General features: G+C 74.5%; 18 protein-coding genes and 1 pseudogene. 8 read left to right on the top strand and 11 right to left on the bottom strand.

The genetic code is table 11. The annotated features are described in order from the left end of the window. Nucleotides 1–123 precede the first annotated feature (123 nt). Nucleotides 124–1,107, bottom strand: coding sequence for a hypothetical protein (locus tag ACFWIS_RS08990; RefSeq protein ID WP_380460090.1), 984 nt, complete (start codon nt 1,105–1,107; stop codon nt 124–126). Nucleotides 1,108–1,347: 240 nt separating this feature from the next. On the opposite strand from ACFWIS_RS08990, the gene ACFWIS_RS08985 reads away from it, so the two are divergent. The 3 genes and pseudogenes from ACFWIS_RS08985 (at nt 1,348) to ACFWIS_RS08975 (ending at nt 4,924) form a co-directional block, all read left to right on the top strand. Continuing rightward, nucleotides 1,348–2,463, top strand: a complete 1,116-nt coding sequence (locus tag ACFWIS_RS08985) for an alpha/beta hydrolase (protein WP_380460092.1) — start codon at nt 1,348–1,350, stop codon at nt 2,461–2,463. A gap of 62 nt (nt 2,464–2,525) precedes the next feature. Continuing rightward, nucleotides 2,526–3,623 (top strand): RICIN domain-containing protein, encoded by a 1,098-nt coding sequence (locus ACFWIS_RS08980; protein ID WP_380460094.1) that lies wholly within the window; start codon nt 2,526–2,528, stop codon nt 3,621–3,623. A 180-nt stretch (nt 3,624–3,803) separates the two neighbouring features. Beyond that, nucleotides 3,804–4,924, top strand: a pseudogene (locus ACFWIS_RS08975) (IS630 family transposase). Between the two features lie 21 nt (nt 4,925–4,945). Here the strand turns inward: ACFWIS_RS08975 and ACFWIS_RS08970 are convergent. The 3 genes from ACFWIS_RS08970 to ACFWIS_RS08960 all read right to left on the bottom strand — a co-directional run bounded on the left by ACFWIS_RS08970 (nt 4,946) and on the right by ACFWIS_RS08960 (nt 6,911). Further along, nucleotides 4,946–5,833: a TIGR03619 family F420-dependent LLM class oxidoreductase gene (locus tag ACFWIS_RS08970; RefSeq protein WP_380460096.1), complete on the bottom strand. Its 888-nt coding sequence runs from the start codon at nt 5,831–5,833 to the stop codon at nt 4,946–4,948. Between the two features lie 179 nt (nt 5,834–6,012). Then, nucleotides 6,013–6,393: a hypothetical protein gene (locus ACFWIS_RS08965; RefSeq protein WP_380460098.1), complete on the bottom strand. Its 381-nt coding sequence runs from the start codon at nt 6,391–6,393 to the stop codon at nt 6,013–6,015. Then, nucleotides 6,390–6,911, bottom strand: coding sequence for a peptidylprolyl isomerase (locus ACFWIS_RS08960; RefSeq protein WP_380460100.1), 522 nt, complete (start codon nt 6,909–6,911; stop codon nt 6,390–6,392). The genes ACFWIS_RS08965 and ACFWIS_RS08960 overlap by 4 nt, the downstream gene beginning before the upstream one ends. Before the next feature lie 100 nt (nt 6,912–7,011). Here ACFWIS_RS08960 and ACFWIS_RS08955 point away from each other — a divergent pair, with 100 nt between their 5' ends. Continuing rightward, nucleotides 7,012–7,224 carry a hypothetical protein gene (locus tag ACFWIS_RS08955; protein WP_380460102.1) on the top strand — a complete coding sequence of 71 codons (213 nt, stop codon included), beginning with the start codon at nt 7,012–7,014 and terminating at the stop codon, nt 7,222–7,224. A 12-nt stretch (nt 7,225–7,236) separates the two neighbouring features. Beyond that, nucleotides 7,237–7,539: a hypothetical protein gene (locus tag ACFWIS_RS08950; RefSeq protein ID WP_380460104.1), complete on the top strand. Its 303-nt coding sequence runs from the start codon at nt 7,237–7,239 to the stop codon at nt 7,537–7,539. A gap of 70 nt (nt 7,540–7,609) precedes the next feature. On the opposite strand, the gene ACFWIS_RS08945 is transcribed toward ACFWIS_RS08950, so the two are convergent. Beyond that, nucleotides 7,610–8,020: a hypothetical protein gene (locus tag ACFWIS_RS08945; protein ID WP_380523799.1), complete on the bottom strand. Its 411-nt coding sequence runs from the start codon at nt 8,018–8,020 to the stop codon at nt 7,610–7,612. 40 nt (nt 8,021–8,060) lie between these two features. Here ACFWIS_RS08945 and ACFWIS_RS08940 point away from each other — a divergent pair, with 40 nt between their 5' ends. Then, nucleotides 8,061–8,996 (top strand): NAD-dependent epimerase/dehydratase family protein, encoded by a 936-nt coding sequence (locus ACFWIS_RS08940; RefSeq protein WP_380460137.1) that lies wholly within the window; start codon nt 8,061–8,063, stop codon nt 8,994–8,996. Between the two features lie 76 nt (nt 8,997–9,072). Here ACFWIS_RS08940 and ACFWIS_RS08935 read toward each other — a convergent pair whose 3' ends face one another. Next, nucleotides 9,073–9,402 carry a DUF1330 domain-containing protein gene (locus tag ACFWIS_RS08935; RefSeq protein ID WP_380460106.1) on the bottom strand — a complete coding sequence of 110 codons (330 nt, stop codon included), beginning with the start codon at nt 9,400–9,402 and terminating at the stop codon, nt 9,073–9,075. Between the two features lie 176 nt (nt 9,403–9,578). Between ACFWIS_RS08935 and ACFWIS_RS08930 the strand changes: the two genes are divergently transcribed. Beyond that, nucleotides 9,579–10,175, top strand: a complete 597-nt coding sequence (locus ACFWIS_RS08930; protein WP_380460107.1) for a hypothetical protein — start codon at nt 9,579–9,581, stop codon at nt 10,173–10,175. Nucleotides 10,176–10,200: 25 nt separating this feature from the next. Here ACFWIS_RS08930 and ACFWIS_RS08925 read toward each other — a convergent pair whose 3' ends face one another. Further along, entirely contained in the window at nt 10,201–10,509 is a 309-nt protein-coding gene (locus ACFWIS_RS08925; protein WP_380460109.1) for a DUF4253 domain-containing protein, read from the bottom strand. A gap of 81 nt (nt 10,510–10,590) precedes the next feature. Further along, nucleotides 10,591–11,184 (bottom strand): TetR/AcrR family transcriptional regulator, encoded by a 594-nt coding sequence (locus ACFWIS_RS08920; RefSeq protein ID WP_380460111.1) that lies wholly within the window; start codon nt 11,182–11,184, stop codon nt 10,591–10,593. A 134-nt stretch (nt 11,185–11,318) separates the two neighbouring features. Here ACFWIS_RS08920 and ACFWIS_RS08915 point away from each other — a divergent pair, with 134 nt between their 5' ends. After that, nucleotides 11,319–12,470 carry an FAD-dependent oxidoreductase gene (locus tag ACFWIS_RS08915; RefSeq protein ID WP_380460113.1) on the top strand — a complete coding sequence of 384 codons (1,152 nt, stop codon included), beginning with the start codon at nt 11,319–11,321 and terminating at the stop codon, nt 12,468–12,470. Between the two features lie 253 nt (nt 12,471–12,723). Here the strand turns inward: ACFWIS_RS08915 and ACFWIS_RS08910 are convergent, their stop codons facing one another. The 3 genes from ACFWIS_RS08910 to ACFWIS_RS08900 form a co-directional block, all read right to left on the bottom strand. After that, nucleotides 12,724–13,731, bottom strand: coding sequence for an aldo/keto reductase (locus ACFWIS_RS08910; protein ID WP_380460115.1), 1,008 nt, complete (start codon nt 13,729–13,731; stop codon nt 12,724–12,726). 190 nt (nt 13,732–13,921) lie between these two features. Next, on the bottom strand, nt 13,922–14,275 hold the full coding sequence (locus tag ACFWIS_RS08905) for a hypothetical protein (RefSeq protein ID WP_380460117.1): 354 nt from the start codon (nt 14,273–14,275) through the stop codon (nt 13,922–13,924). An 81-nt stretch (nt 14,276–14,356) separates the two neighbouring features. After that, nucleotides 14,357–15,082 (bottom strand): hypothetical protein, encoded by a 726-nt coding sequence (locus ACFWIS_RS08900; protein WP_380460119.1) that lies wholly within the window; start codon nt 15,080–15,082, stop codon nt 14,357–14,359. Nucleotides 15,083–15,207 lie beyond the last annotated feature (125 nt).

Here is a 15,207-nt window from a genome sequence, read left to right as displayed (position 1 = left end):
CGGCGGGGCCGCGGGGTGATCGTGCCCCGCGGCCCCGCCGTCTTCCCTGCTGTCCGTGTCGTCCGTACCGTCCGGGCCGTCAGCGCCGCCAGGGTCGCCAGGGTCGTCCGGGTGGGGGCCGGTTCAGAGCCAGCCGCGGCGGGCGGCCTGGACGCCGGCCTGGAAGCGGGTGGTGGCGCCGAGGTGGGCGAGCAGGGTGGAGACCCGGCGCACCACGGTGCGCCGGCCCAGGCCCAGGCGGCGGGCGATGGCGTCGTCGGTGGCGCCGGAGGCCATCAGGGTCAGGATGCGGCGGTCGCGGTCGTCGATGCGCAGGTCGACGTCGGTCACGGTGGCCGGTACGGCCAGGCGCCACAGCGTCTCGAAGACCGCGGCCAGGGCGGTGAGCAGGCCGGAGGGGCGGATCAGCAGGGAGACGACGCCCTCGCGGTCGTCGGCGGGCAGGGTGACGATGGCCAGGTCCTCGTCCCCGATGGCGAGTTTGAGCGGTGGCTCGGCCAGGGTGCGGGCCTGTTCCCCGGCTTCGACCATCCGCGCCATGTTCGGTCCGGCGACCGGGTCCTCGGAGGCGCCGCCGTGGTAGATGACCCGGTACGCCACGCCCGCGGCCATCCGGCGGCGCTGCAACTCCTCCTGGTCGAGGTAGTGGGCGCGGCTGCCGGAGTACGGCGGCACGTCGATCACCCGGACCTGGTGACGGGCCGCCAGCTGGAGGCGGTTGCTGGCCGCGAGCACCTCGGCGGGCTCCTCCACGACCTCCAGCGGGCCGTAGGCGCCGGCGTCGCGGCGGGCGTAGCGGTAGAGGCGTTCCAGTTCGGCGCCGGCCCGGCGGGCGGTGGCCTGGCGCAGGGCGTCTCGCTGGAGGACGGCCTCGACGACCCGGTCGGGGGGCATGGCCTCCCAGGCGTGGTCGCGGTCGTCGGCGCTGCGGGTGGTGTCGAAGGCGACGGCGGCGCCGTCGTCGGCGAGGTCGCGCAGGACGGCCAGCACGGTGTCCGTGTCCAGGCCCGTCTCGGCGGCGAGTTGGTGCGGGTGGGCGCGGGGCCGGGCGACCAGGCTGCGGTAGACGCGGCCGCGTTCGCTGTCGGGATCCAGCACGTCGTGCACGGGCGCCCCCTGGTGTCGTGTCGTGTCGTCCGGTCCCCGGCGCCGGGCGGGGCCGGGGTGTCTGCCCGTGGCGGCGACGGTGGCGCAGGCGGTGACGCCATCGCCGGCGGTGGCGCACCTGCGCCAGTGGCCCAGGTGGGCCGCCTGGCGCTCTGGCGGTGGCCGGGTCGCCTCGCGAGAGTTGTCGATGCTCAGACAGACCCTGAGTCTCGCACAGGCCCGCCGACGACGAGGACGCCCATGACCCCTGCCCCGCTCCGGCGCGCCCGAGCGGCCCTCGCCGCCCTGGCCGCCCTGCTGCTCCCGCTCGCCGCACCCGCGACGGGCACGCCCGCGGCGGCGGCTCCGGTCCCCGTGCCCGCCTCCGCCGCCGCACCCGGGCCGCCGCCGCTGACCGACGGCTCCGGGCTCACCCAGGTCGGCGCCGCCACCGGCAGCGCCACCAACTTCGTCATCACCGTCACCACGCCCCGGGTCGCCGGGCCGCACACCATCCGCATCCTGCTGCCCGCCGACTACGCCGCGCGGCCGGACCGGCGCTACCCGGTGTTCTACTTCCTGCACGGCGCCGCCGACGGCCCGGACGACCCGGCGCTGGCCTACCCCGCCCTGACCGCCGCCCAGTCGATGATCACCGTCATCCCGGACGGCGGACTGCGCGGCTGGTACACCGACTGGCTCGACCAGGGCACCGCCGCCGGGGCGCAGAACTGGGAGACCTTCCACCTGAACCAGGTCGTCCCGTTCGTCGACGCCAACCTGCGCACCCTCACCGACCGCGCCCACCGGGCCGTCGGCGGCCTGTCCATGGGCGGCTTCGGCGCCCTGCACTACGCCCAGGACCGCCCCGAACTGTTCGGCCAGGTGCTCACCATGTCCGGCGCGGACGACCTGTCGGCCAACGAGATGATCATCCGCGGCGCCGTCGTCGCCATGCTCACCAACGCCGGCACCGTGCTGTGCGGGCCCAGCGACGGACACCCGTGCGGCTGGAACTACGGCCCCGCCGTCTCCAGCGACGCGGTCTTCGGCAGCCCCTACCCGGTGCTCAACGCCGACTGGCGCTGGAACGCCGCCGACCCCGGCGCCCGCGCGGCCCTGCTGGCCCACACCGGCATCGCCGTCTACACCGGCAACGGCAACGGCAGCACCGGGGACATGGAGTTCTGGGCCGAGGGCACCGCCAAGCGCTTCAAGGACGCCCTGGACGCGGCCGGCCTGCCGTACCGCTACGTCGACTACGGCGACGGCACCGGCTGGGGCGCCGACTGCCACGGCGGCCACACCGCGGGCTGCTGGGCGCAGGACCTCGTGGACTACGTCCCGCGCCTGGAGGCGGCCTTCGCCGCCGCCTGACCGCGCCTCCCCTCTGCCTCCCTACGAAACTCCCTACGCCCCCGTGAAAGGACCCCTTCTCCATGCCCTCCACTCCCACCCCGGCGTCGCGCACGGCACCCTGGCTGCGGCTGCTGGCAGCCGTCCTGACGGCCTGCTGCGTCGCGCTGGGCCTGGCCGCCGCGCCCGCCCTCGCCGCGCCCTCGACAGCGGGTACCGCCGCCGCCTGTCCCTCACCGCAGCAGTGCCTGACCATCAAGTCGCTCAGCAACGGCCGCCAACTCGACGTCCAGAACGGCAACACCGGCGACGGCGCCTACATCGTCACCAACTCCGCGCCCGGCTACCACCAGTCCTGGCACCTGAGCGTCGACCCCTCCGACTACTCCTTCACCATCGTCAACAACGACACCGGCAAGTGCGTCGACCTGGCCTTCTTCACCCCCGCGCTGCGCCAGCAGACCTGCGCCGGGCAGGCCAGCCAGCGCTGGTTCTTCCAGCCGGTGCCGAACGCCGACGACGCGTTCATGATCCGCCACCAGGGCGACAACACCTGCCTGGACCTGCTGCTCGGCGGCAACTACGACGACGCCTGGACCGACCAGTACGGCTGCAACGGCACCGCCAACCAGCAGTGGTCCACCGGCTTCCCGTCGGCCGCCCGCAACCTGGCCGTCGACCACGCCGCCAAGCAGTGCGAGAAGGACACCTCCAGCTGCTCCTGGGCCGTGCGGAGCGAGGCCCCCGCCGCGCCGCTGGCGCGCTCCTGCGTCTCCTCGGTCTGGTTCAACAACACCTCCGACACCGTCCAGCAGTCCTTCTCGGTCACCGACGAGAGCGGCTGGTCGAACAGCATCGGCACCAGCCTGACCTCCACCATCTCCGGCGGCGCCCCGACCGCCCTGACCGCGACCATCACCTCGGCGCTGTCCTTCACCAACGAGTGGCACGGGTCCAGGAGCGTCAACAACGCCGTCGTGGTCTCCGTCCCGCCCCAGCAGTACGGCTGGGTGACGCTGGCCGAGGTCGCCCGCAAGGTCACCGGCAGCTGGACCTTCGACACCCACGGCTTCCCCTGGACGGCCGACGACACCATCACCGTCCCGGTCACCTCGGACCCGAACGCCGGCCCCACCCTCTACGTCGCCAACACCAACTCGACCTTCACCAGCTGCAGCTGACTCTCCGTCAATTCCGTTGCCGCCGCCCGTGCTTCGCCGGGCGGCGGCTCGGCGCTCCCCGACGTCCAGCCGACCTGACGGGACCTAGTGCTCTGACCGGCAACGTTCGCCGGGTTGGCGGTGTCTGTACCTGAACCGGTTGGATATGGGTCGACATCCGATCCGGTGTGGGGAGGCGCGATGGCGGAGCCAGTCAGGGTCCGGAGGTTGACCGACCAGGAGGGCCAGCAGTTACAGAGGATCGTGCGTCGAGGCAGTACGAGCACGGTGCGCTACCGGCGGGCGATGATGCTGCTGGCCTCGGCCGGCGGGAACCGGGTCCCGGTGATCGCCCAGCTGGTGCAGGCGGACGAGGACACGGTGCGCGACCTTATTCATCGCTTCAACGAGATCGGCCTGGCCTGCCTGGACCCTCGGTGGGCGGGAGGCCGTCCCCGCCTGCTCGGTACTGACGACGAGGACTTCGTCGTCCAGACGGCCACCACCCGCCCGGCCAAGCTCGGGCAGCCCTTCACCCGCTGGTCCATTCGCAAACTCCTCGCCTACCTGCGCAAGGTCCACGGCCGGGTGATCCGCATCGGCCGCGAGGCCCTGCGCTGCCTGCTCGCCCGACGCGGCGTCACCTTCCAGCGCACCAAGACCTGGAAGGAGTCCACCGACCCCGACTACGACGCCAAGCTCGACCGGATCGAGCACGTCCTGGACCGCTTCCCCGACCGCACGTTCGCGTTCGACGAGTTCGGCCCGCTCGGCATCCGCCCCACCGCCGGATCCTGCTGGTCAGAGGCCAGCAAGCCCGACCGGCTGCCGGCGACCTACAAGCGCACCCACGGCGTTACGTACTTCCACGGCTGCTACTCGATAGGCGACGACACCCTGTGGGCGTCAACCGCCGCCGCAAGGGGACCACGAACACCCTGGCCGCGCTCAGATCGATCCGAGCCGCGCGCCCGGACGGCGCTCCGGTCTACGTGATCCTGGACAACCTCTCCGCCCACAACGGCAAGAAGATCCTCCGCTGGGCCAGGAACAACAACGTCCACCTCTGCTTCACCCCGACCAGCACGTCCTGGGCGAACCCGATCGAGGCCCACTTCGGACCACTGCGGCAGTTCACGCTCGCGAACTCCAACCACCCGAATCACACGGTCCAGACCCGTGCGCTGCACGCCTACCTGCGCTGGCGCAATGCCAACGCTCGCCATCCCGACGTCCTGGCCGCCCAGCGCAAGGAGCGCGCCCGCATCCGCAGCGAGAAAGGCATCCGCTGGGGCGGACGCGCTCTCGCCCCAGCAGCTTGATCGAACCGGGCGAGCCGCGTATCAGGCGACCTGCGGCACGACCTCGGACGCAATCCACTCCATCGCCTTCTCCATATGTTCAGCTGCAACGGGCACCCACAGGGTGCAGACGGTGAGCCCCGCTTCAGTGAGTTCTCCAAGGGCTTCAGCGACACTCGCTGCGGTAGGCGAAACGCCGCCGAGTGGCTGTCCAGGAGACGGGACGGCAAGGGGGATCCCAGGGGGCGTGAGGAAAGCGGCCGAAGCGAGCGTCAAACGTTCGGCATCCTCTTCGGTGCTGGCAAGTTTGCGCAAGCGGCACTTCACGTCAGTGACTTCCGTGGCATCGGCGCCTGTGCCGTACCAGCCGTCGCCGAAGCGCAGCGCGCGGCGCAAGGCGGCGTCGCTGTGGCCGCCGACCCACACCGGCGGGCCGCCACGGGTGACCGGCGGCACTCCGAGGCGGGCGGCGCGCAGTTTCGTGAACGGCCCGTCGAAGTCAGCGGGCCGTGTCGTCCACAGGGCCTTGGCCGCGGCGAGATGGTCATCCGTGCGGGCGCCTCGTTCTCGGGAGGGTACGCCGACGGCTTCGAACTCGTCAGGGTTCCAACCAGTGCCGATTCCCAGGATCAGACGGCCGCCGGAAACGACGTCCAGCGTGGCTGCCTGGTTCGCGAGCACGAGCGCCGGATAGTACGGCGCGACGAGCACGGAGGTCAGCAGCCGCAGGCGTGTCGTTGCACCCGCGATTGCGGACAGCAGGACGAGAGGATCGGTGTCCAGGCCATATCCGCTGTCCAAGAGGCGGTTGCCAACAGCCACGTGATCGAAGCCGAGTTGCTCGGCATGCACGGCAGCGCGGAGCACGGAGGTTCCGTCCTCGATTGGCCAGCGCGGCTGGAGGGAGACACCGAGGCGCAGCAGGGACATGGGGCGAAGCCTTTCAGTTGTGGTCGGGTGGTGGCAGGACGGTTTCCGGACCGCCTGACTACACCCAACTCCCCAACAGCGCCGGTTCATCCACCGGAAGCAGCGCACCTTCTGCCGGTCTGAGCCGAGAGCCTCGATGGAGCTCGTACCACGGGCGGTGAACCTTCCCGGTCACAGCACTAGACGGCCAGGAGGGCCAGCACCTCGCGCACCGCCACCCGCCCGGCCCTGCGGTACGCGTACTCGCTGGTGTCCACGGCGTGCACCACCGTGCGGTGCGCCACCGGCGCCAGGGCCGCCGCCGCGCCGGGCAGTCGCTCGGCCGACTCGGCGCGCACCCCCTCCGCCAGGGCCGCGTGACAGCGGGCCAGATCCGCCGCGTCCACCGGCCCGCCGACCACGGTGGCGCCGCGGGCGACCTCCAACTGCACGCCCTCCTCCCACGGCTCGAAGTCCACCGCGGCGTCCGCGAGGGCGCTCGGGCAGCCGCCCTGGAAGACGTAGCGGGCGCGCACCCCGCGCACCGGGCGGGGCGGGAAGGCCCGCGGCCCGGGCGTCATGCGCGGGTGATCTCGACCTTCGTGATCACCACGTCCTCCACCGGGCGCTCGCCGTCGGTGGGGGCGGCGGCGATCGCGTCCACCACGGCCTTGGAGGCGGCGTCGGCGACCTGCCCGAAGATGGTGTGCTTGCGGTTGAGGTGGGCGGGGGTGCCCACCGTGATGAAGAACTGCGAACCGTTCGTCCCCGGGCCGGAGTTGGCCATGGCCAGCAGGTACGGCTTGGTGAAGAACAGCTCCGGGTGGAACTCGTCCGCGAAGGCGTAGCCCGGCCCGCCGGTGCCGGTGCCGGTCGGGTCGCCGCCCTGGATCATGAAGCCCTTGACCACCCGGTGGAACGTCGTCCCGTCGTAGTACGGGCCGCTGCCCGGCTCCCCGGTCCGCGGGTCGGTGTACTCCCGGGCGCCCTCGGCGAGTTCGACGAAGTTGCGGACCGTCTTCGGGGCGTGGAACGGGAACAGTTCCAGCCGGATCGGGCCCGCGGTGGTGTGCAGGGTGGCGAACCGGGCGTGGGCCACGGGTGACTCCTCTTGCTCGTCCTTGTTCGGTGTTCGGAGGGGAATCCTGGCACAGTGAGGGATTCGTGGCCGAACCGGCGAGGGAACAGAGGGGGCCGTCATGGTCGGAGTGGCGCTGGTCGTGGTGCTGGTGCTGGTGCTCGCCGGGTGCGGGTGCGTGGTGTGGGCCGAGCGCGGCGGGCCGCGCTGGGCGCGCGCCGTGGCGGCGGTGACGCTCGCCGCGGGCGAGCTGCTGCGGCGCGACGCCCGGCGACGGCGGCGCGAGCGGCGGCGCCTGGGCGGGAAGAGCAGCGGCGAGGGCGGCGGGGACTGAGCGGTGGCGGACATGACGGACATGACGGATGTGACGGACGTGACGGACGAGCAGCGGTTGCGGCGGGTCTTCGCGGGGGCGCTGGACGACGCCCTGGCCGGGCGCGGGGTGGTGACCTGCCTGGGCCTGGACGACCCCACCGAGGACGCGCTGTGGGCGGTGTACGACACCGCGATCGGTTACCGCGCCGGCCCGGAGACGGTCGAGGAGCTGGTGGCGGCCGCCCACCGGGCCTTCGAGGGGCAGCTGGACGGCAGCAACGCGGCGCGGTGGCGCGAGCAGCTGGCCCGCAAGTTCGCCGAGCGCGGGCGCTGACGCCCCGGAACGCGACGCGTCCCAGGCCGCCGTGGGGTGTACGCGGGGCGGCCGGGGACGCGACCGGGGGTCAGCTCTCGGCGGAGCGGCGGCGGGAGACCGCGACCAGCGCCGCGCCCGTGGCGAGGGCCGCGGCGGCGCCGTCGGTGCCGGTGGCGGCGAGCGAGCCGGTGCCGGTGCCGGTGCCGGTGGAAGTGGCCTCGGTGCCGGTGTTCGTGGTGGCGCCGGTGCCGGTGGTGGTGGTTCCGTCGGTCTTGGCCAGGGCGGCCGGCCGGACGGTCTGCGGCTGCTGGGCGCCCTGGCCCTGCTGCCCGGCGGGCTGGGTCGGCCGACTTGTCGACGGGCTTGTTCGCGGCGGCCTCGTCCGCGGCGCGGACGGTGGCCCGGCCCTCGGCGAGGAACTTCGCGATGTCGGCGTCGCCGTCCAGCGCCTCGCCTGCCGCCGCAGGCCGGGCCGGGCCGCCCCGGGCCGGGCCGACACCGTGTCACACCCGTCGGTGGCAGGCCCTAGGGTGGGGCGGGTGAGCTTCCATCTGGTCGTCGGATACGGGCCCGCCGGGGCCGCCACCGCCCGCCTGCTGGCCGAACAGGGCCACGAGGTCCGGGTCGCCACCCGCACCGGGCACCCCGCCGCCCCCGCCGACGGCGTCGAACACCTCGCGCTGGACGCGAGCGACCCCGTACGGCTGGCCCAGGCCGCGCGCGGCGCCGTCGCGATCCACGGCTGCGCCGCACCCCCGCTGCCCCAGTGGGCCGGGCAGTGGCCCGCGCTCGCCTCCTCGCTGTGCGCGGCCGCCGAGGAGAGCGGCGCCGTCCTGGTCATGCTCGGCAACCTGTACGGCTACGGCCCGGTCGACGGCCCGATGACCGAGGACCTGCCGCTCGCCGCCACCGGCCCCAAGGGCCGTGTCCGCGCCGCCGCCTGGGAACAGGCCCTGGCCCTGCACCGGGCCGGGCGGATCCGCGCCGTCGAGGTACGGGCCTCCGACTTCTTCGGCCCCGGCGTCACCGACGGCGGCCACCTCGCCTCCCGCGCACTGCCCGCCCTGCTGACGGGCCGCCCGGTCACCGTCCTCGGCGACCCGGACACCCCGCACAGCTGGACCTACCTGCCCGACGTCGCCCGGGCCATGGCCGAACTCGCCACCGAGGAAGCCGCCTGGGGCCGCCCCTGGCACGTCCCCACCGCCCCCGCCCTGCCCGCCCGCACCATGCTCGAACAGCTCGCCGCCGAAGCCGGCACCGGCCCCGTCACGGTGCGCCGCCTCTCCCCCGCCCTGCTCGCCGTGGCCGGCCTCCTCTCCCCCCTGCTGCGCGAACTGCGGGAAGTCCGCTACCAGTTCGACCGGCCCTTCGTCATGGACTCCACCGCCTACGAGGCCGCCTTCACCGTCCGCGCCACCCCGCTGGAGGAGCAGCTCGCGGCAACGGTCGCCTGGTGGCGCGAGCGCTCATAGGCCCGTTCCGGGCTCAGTACTCCTTGAGCCAGTGCCCCTTGAGCCAGTCTCGAGTCAGTCTTGAGTCAGTCTTGAGTCAGTGCTCCTTGAGGCCGTCCGCACCCCGGTACCCGGCCGGCACCCCGTCGGCGATGATCACATCGGCCACCATGTGCCGGGTGCGCAGCGGCAGGATCTCCCGGTACGCGGGCGAGTCGTACCAGGCCCGGGCCCGCTCGTAGTCCGGGAACTCGATCAGGATCAGCCCGAGCGGCCCCCAACTCCCCTCCGGGTTCTCGAACCTGCCCCCGTGGACGACGAAGCGCCCACCGAACCCGTCGAGCGTGGCGTCGATGCGCTCCAGGTACTCGACGATGTCGGGGCACATCTCGGCGGAGTGGACCTGGGCGAGGGCGTAGGCGGACATCTGCTGCTCCCGGTGTGCGTCGGAGTGGGTCGGCGTCTCCGACGGTAGGGCGCGGCCGGGCCCGGGCGAATCAGTCACGCATCGGTATCGGCGGGCGTGACGTACGTACACCCTGATGGTTCGTGTAGCATCCGGCCGGCTCGAATACTTGATCGACACGAAGAGGGGTGGGGCAGGTGCCGGAGAACACGGAGGACGGCCCGCAGGACAGCAGGACGACGCCGTGGCGCCGACGGGCCCTCGCCGCCACGGCGGGGGCGTGCGCCCTCGGCGGAGCGCTGCTGCTCACGGGTTCGCCGGGTGCCGCCCCGGCGGCGCCGGACGCGGTGGCCACGTCGAGCCCCTCGCCGGCTGCCTCGACGCCGGCCTCGCCTTCGACGCCCTCGGCCTCGCCCTCCACCGCACCCTCGGCCTCGACCCCCTCGCCCTCGACCGAGGCGCCCACGGTCGCACCGGCGGCCGACGAGACCGAGGCCGCGCCCGAACCGGACACCACCCACCAGGCCCCGGCCCCCACCAAGCCCTCGCCGGCCCGCCCCCAGCCGTCGGCCCCGGCCCAGGCCCCGGCCCAGTCCCGGGCGGCGAAGCCATCCGCGAGCCAGGAGGCCCCCGCTCCCGCTCCCGAGCGGACCGTCCCACCCCGACCGACGCCGGCGCCCATCGCCCCGGTCCGGACCGACACCCCGTGCCCGCCCGGCCAGGCCATCACCTACCTCGGCTGCCGCCCCATCGGCCCGGTCATCACCCTCGGCCCGACCAGCCCGCACTCCTGATCCCCTCGGCTGAGCCCCTCGGCGGTCAGTCCCACCAGAAGTGCCACTGGTGGGCGCCGACCAGTTCCGCGGCGTAGGCGGTGAGACTGCCGGCGCCCTGGTGGATCTGGTCGGGGCAGAAGGCGGCGTGCTCGGCGGCCGGCGGAAGGGCCTCGGCGGGGGTGGCCGGTGGCACCGGGACGCTCAACTGGAGGGTGTCGAATCCCACTTCGACCAGCTGGGCGCCGAAGCGGCGCTCGTGGTCGGAGACCTGCTGCGGGAACAACTCCCCGGACAGCCAGGGGCGGTAGTCGCGCCGGGCACGGCCTTCGATCCGGACGTCATCGCCGGGCACTACTGGCGGCTGCACACCCAGCCGCGGGAGGCCTGGGAGCACGAGGTGGTGCACGGCGGCTGAACCACCCGGTGGCTGGGGTCAGTTGCCCGGGTGGGCGGCGGCCCAGCCGTGTTCGAGCAGGGCGAAGGCCTCGTCGGCGGCCCGGCGCGGGTCGGGGGCGCGCAGGATGAGGCTGCGGGCCTCCAGGGCGAAGCGGGCCAGGGCGGCGCAGCCGATGTCGTCCCCGGGTGCGCCGACGGCTTCGGCGATGGCCTGCGCCAGGGCTGCTTCGTGGCGGGTCCACATGCGGTGGGCGTAGTCGCGCAGGGCCGGGGTGTCCTGGACGAGGCGGGTGAAGTCGGCGAACTGCGGGTGCGCGGTGTGGACGGCGTACTGGGCCTGGCCCTGGAGGAGGTGGTCACGCAGGGCCTGCGGGATCGAGCGGCCCGGGGGGCGTTCGCGCACGGCGGCGACGAGGGCCGCCTCCAGGTCGTCCTCCTGGTCGAAGAGCAGGGATTCCTTGCCGGGGAAGTGCTTGAACAGGGTGGTCACCGAGACGTCGGCGCGGTCGGCGACGTCCTTGACGCCGACCTGGTCGTAGCCGTGTTCGAGGAAGAGTTCGAGGGCGGCGTCGGCCAGGGCCTGGCGGGTCTGGGCCTTCTTGCGCTCGCGGCGCCCGGTCGGTTCGGTCACGCGTCCCACTCTATCCCGGAGTGGATTCACTGCGAAAGTGAAGTCATTGCACTTATTGAGTGACTGTGCTTTCTTGGTGGTGCCGCCGGGCTCCTCGGCGACCCATCGCCCACCCACCTCCGGAGGGAACTCCCGTGAACCCCGCAGCCCGTGAACCCCGCATCGCGATCGTCGGGGCCGGCCTCGGCGGCCTCACCTGCGCCCGCGTCCTCCAGCGGCACGGCCGCCGCGTCACCGTGCTCGAACGCGAGGCCTCCGCCGACGCCCGCCCCCAGGGCGGCACCCTCGACCTGCACGCCGACACCGGCCAGGCCGCCCTGCGCGCGGCGGGCCTGCTCGAACGCTTCCACGCCCTCGCCCGCCCCGAGGGCGACGAGTGGCGCGTGCTCGACCCCACCACCGGCGCCCTCCTGAACCAGCAGCCGCCCTCCCCTGACGACGGCGACGGCAACGGCGACGGCAGCAACGGCGACGGCGCCCGGCCGGAGATCGACCGGGGCCAACTGCGCGGCCTGCTCCTGGACTCGCTCGACCAGGACACCGTGCGGTGGGACCGCGACGTCAGCCGGGTCGCCCCGCAGCCGGACGGCACCGCCCGGCTGCACTTCGCCGACGGCACCGCCGAGGACTTCGACCTGGTGGTCGGCGCCGACGGCGCCTGGTCCCGGGTGCGACCGGCCCTGTCGGACGCCGTGCCCGGCTACACCGGCGTCACCTTCGTCGAGACCGGGTTCGACCGCTGCGACACCCGCCACCCCGACCTGGCCCGGCTGGTCGGCAACGGGTCACTGCTGGCCAAGGGCACCGGCCGCTCCCTCGTCGCCCAGCGCAACAGCAACGGCCACATCCGCGCCTACATCGCCTTCCGCGCGCCCCAGGACTGGCACCGGGCCACCGGCGTCGACCTCGCCGACCGGACGGCCGTACGCGCCCACCTGCTCCGGCTGTTCGACGGCTGGGACGAGAGCCTGCGCTCCCTCCTGCGCGACAGCGACCACGGCTTCGTCAACCGCCCCCTGTTCGTGCTGCCCGCCCCGCACACCTGGCAGCACGTCCCCGGCCTCACCCTGCTCGGCGACGCCGCCCACCTGATGCCCCCGGTCGGCCTCGGCGCCAACCTCGCCATGCTCGACGGCGCCGACCTCGCCCACGCCCTCACGGCCGGCCCCGACCTCGACGCCGCCGTCCGCGCCTACGAGGACGTCATGCTGCCGCGCTCGGCCGAGGCCGCGACGGGCAGCGCGCGGGGACTCGACCACCTCGTCCCGGCGGCGACGGGCCGCTGAGCCGGCCGGCCCGGGTGGCGGGCCCTCAGGCCCGGGGCAAGGACGAGCGGATGCGCCAGCAGGCCCCGGCGGCCCGGCCGTTGGGGGCGAGGTCCTGCACGGTGGGCCGCGGTGAGGGCGGAGGCGAGCTGGCCGAAGGGGGCGACGCCGGCGAGGACGACGTCGGCCCACGGCTGGGCGGCGGCCGCCGCCAGGGCGAGCGCGTCGGAGGTGGTGGCGGTGCGGGTGGGAGGCGGCCCGGCCGGACGGGGCCTCAGGCCCAGGGCAGGGAGGAACGGGTGCGCCAGTAGGCGTCGGCGGGTTCGGCCATCGGGGCCAGGGCGGCGAGGTCCTGCGGGGTGGGTCGCAGGCGGTCCGCGGTGAGGTTGGAGGTGAGCTGGTCGAGGGTGGCGGCGCCGGAGAGGACGACGTCGGCCCACGGCTGGGCGGCGGCCGCGGCCAGGGCGAGCGCGTCGGGGGTGGTGGCGGTACGGGTGGCGAGGGTGCGCAGGGGGGCGGTGTCGTCGCCGGTGGCGTTGCGGCCGGCGAGGCGGCCGTTGGCCATGCCCTCCTTGACGACGACGAGCCAGCCGGCCCGGTGGGCCTCGGCGAGGGCGGGGGCGGCGGAGGTCTCCAGCAGGTTCCAGGTGGCCTGGACGGCGGTGAACAGCGGGCGGCCGCCGACCGTGACGGCCAGGGCCCGGCGGATGGTGTCGGCCTGGGTGGGGCCGCTGGTGGACAGGCCGACCCGGACGCCCTCGGCGGCGAGCGCGGCCAGGCGCTCGTGCAGGGCCGGGTCGGTGAGGGCGGGGCTGTCGGCGGTGACCGAGTGGACCAGGTAGACGTCCAGGCGGGCGCCGAGCAGGGCGCGGGTCTCGCGGATCTGACGGTCGTACACCGCCGTCGAGTGCTCCTTGACCTCGTGCGCGCCGACGCCGCTGGCGCGCCAGTCCGCCGTGTAGGTGTAGCCCCACTTGCTGCCGACCGTCACTTCGGCGGCGGCCTCGGGGTGTTCGGCGAGCCACTGGGCGAGGAACTCCTCGGCGCGGCCGTAGGAGCGGGCGGTGTCGAGGTAGCGCACGCCGGCCGCGTAGGCGGCGTCGAGCAGGGCGTGGGTGCGTTCGCGCAGGGCCTCGACGGTGCGGTCGGCGGGCAGGTCGGCGGCGCGTCCGAGGGTGATGTAGCCGGGCCGGCCGACCGCCGCGGTGCCCAGGCCCAGGCGCGCGGGCTGCGGGCGGGCGGGGGCCTGGGCGGCGGCTGCGGTGGCGGGGTCGGTCGGCATGCTGGTTCTCCTCGGGCGGCGCGACGGTGCTCACCTGCGACTTTAGGGGAGCCGTGGCGACGGGGTGCCGGCGGCCGGTGGCGCGGCCGGTTGGTGTGCCCGGCCGGTGGTGCGCCTGGCCGGTGGTGCGCCCGGCCGGTTGGTGCGCCCGGCCGGTGGTGTGCCCGGCCGCTCCCGGCGGCCACCGCCGCTACCCGGTGACGCGCACCTCCGGCTCCACCGACTGGTCCAGCCGCAGGACGAAGTTGACGTAGTCCCGGGGCTTGCCCGGCCAGTGGCGGTCGTTGCTGGTGAGCAGTCGGCTGCGGATGCCGTCGCGTTCGGTGAGCGGCCCGGGGGTGGTGCGCAGGTTGGGCTGCCAGCCGTGGCCGCGGGGGTGGTGTTCGAGGGTGAGGGTCCAGCTGTCGGCGTCGATCTCCAGGACGGCGCCGGGCCGGCCGGGGAGCACCAGGGTGCCGGACGGGCCCCGGACGACCGCCCGTTGGTCGTAGTCGGCGTTGCGGCCGACCACGGTGATCCGCCAAGCGCCGTGGAACCTGAGCACGTTCGCCCTCCCGCCCTCGCGGCGCGCCCGCCCGACGGCGCGCCCCTCGTCGGGTTCAACGGATGCGGGGCGTACCGGGGATCAAACGGAGGGTGACCGGACGGCGGCGGGCTCGGCGGCGTGGGCGAGGGCCGGGTAGCCGTGGGCGGTGAGGACGAGGTCGGCGTAGCGCCGGTTCTCCAGGGGGACGCCGTGGCGTCGCAGCAGGTCGAACAGTTCGGCCAGCTGGCGGGGTTCGGTGCCGCGCGGCAGTCCGTCGGCGGTGGTGCCGAGGACGCCGATGACCGGCCCGCGGACGCGTTCGGTGCGGTCCGCTCGTTCGGTGCGGTCGGCGGAGGCGGAGGCGTCGGGGGCCACCCGGACCGTCCGGGCCGTGCGGGCGGCCCGGGCGGTCCGGGCGGGGACCAGGCACAGCAGGAGGACGAGCCGGGCGGCGCCGGTGTCGGGGTCCTCGTCGGTCTCCATGGTGAGGCCGACGATGTCCTGCCAGCGGTGGCGGCGCGGGAGGAAAGCCCGTACCAGGGTGAGGCCTTGGGCGTCGGCGCGCAGCCAGAAGCCGTAGGGGACGGGCAGGGCGGTGCCGAGGACTGCGGTGCCGGACAGCAGGAGGGCGGGGGCGGCGCCGAGGTGGGCGGCGACGCCGGTCCGGGCGAGCACGACGCCCATGGCGAGGGCCAGGACGCATCCCGCGGGGGCGCCGGCGGCCCGCCACAGGAAGGCCAGCCGTACGGTCTGCGGAGCGACGGGCGGCACCGGCGGGCGCGGTGGTTCCGGCGCTGCGATGTGGCCGCGCGGCGTGGTGTCCACGGGTGCCCCCTTCTCGCGTCGTGCCGTCGGGGGTGCGGCCGGTCGGGCCGCCCCCGCCGGGTGGCGGAACGGCGGTACGGCAGTGCAGCGGTGCGGTACGGCGGTGCGGTACGGCGGGGTGCTCT

It is taken from the genome of Kitasatospora sp. NPDC127060 (assembly GCF_042724935.1).
Lineage (GTDB): Bacteria > Actinomycetota > Actinomycetes > Streptomycetales > Streptomycetaceae > Kitasatospora.
Note: the sequence above shows the minus strand (reverse complement) of the source record. Positions and strands in the feature narration are given on the sequence as shown.

Bases quoted from the DNA above. Each gene is read 5' to 3' on its own strand.
- ACFWIS_RS08985 (WP_380460092.1), top strand. From the start codon at position 1,348: ATGACCCCTGCCCCGCTCCGGCGCGCCCGAGCGGCCCTCGCCGCCCTG.
- ACFWIS_RS08980 (WP_380460094.1), top strand. From the start codon at position 2,526: ATGCCCTCCACTCCCACCCCGGCGTCGCGCACGGCACCCTGGCTGCGG.
- ACFWIS_RS08970 (WP_380460096.1), bottom strand. From the start codon at position 5,833: ATGTCCCTGCTGCGCCTCGGTGTCTCCCTCCAGCCGCGCTGGCCAATC.
- ACFWIS_RS08965 (WP_380460098.1), bottom strand. From the start codon at position 6,393: ATGACGCCCGGGCCGCGGGCCTTCCCGCCCCGCCCGGTGCGCGGGGTG.
- ACFWIS_RS08955 (WP_380460102.1), top strand. From the start codon at position 7,012: ATGGTCGGAGTGGCGCTGGTCGTGGTGCTGGTGCTGGTGCTCGCCGGG.
- ACFWIS_RS08950 (WP_380460104.1), top strand. From the start codon at position 7,237: ATGACGGACATGACGGATGTGACGGACGTGACGGACGAGCAGCGGTTG.
- ACFWIS_RS08935 (WP_380460106.1), bottom strand. From the start codon at position 9,402: ATGTCCGCCTACGCCCTCGCCCAGGTCCACTCCGCCGAGATGTGCCCC.
- ACFWIS_RS08910 (WP_380460115.1), bottom strand. From the start codon at position 13,731: ATGCCGACCGACCCCGCCACCGCAGCCGCCGCCCAGGCCCCCGCCCGC.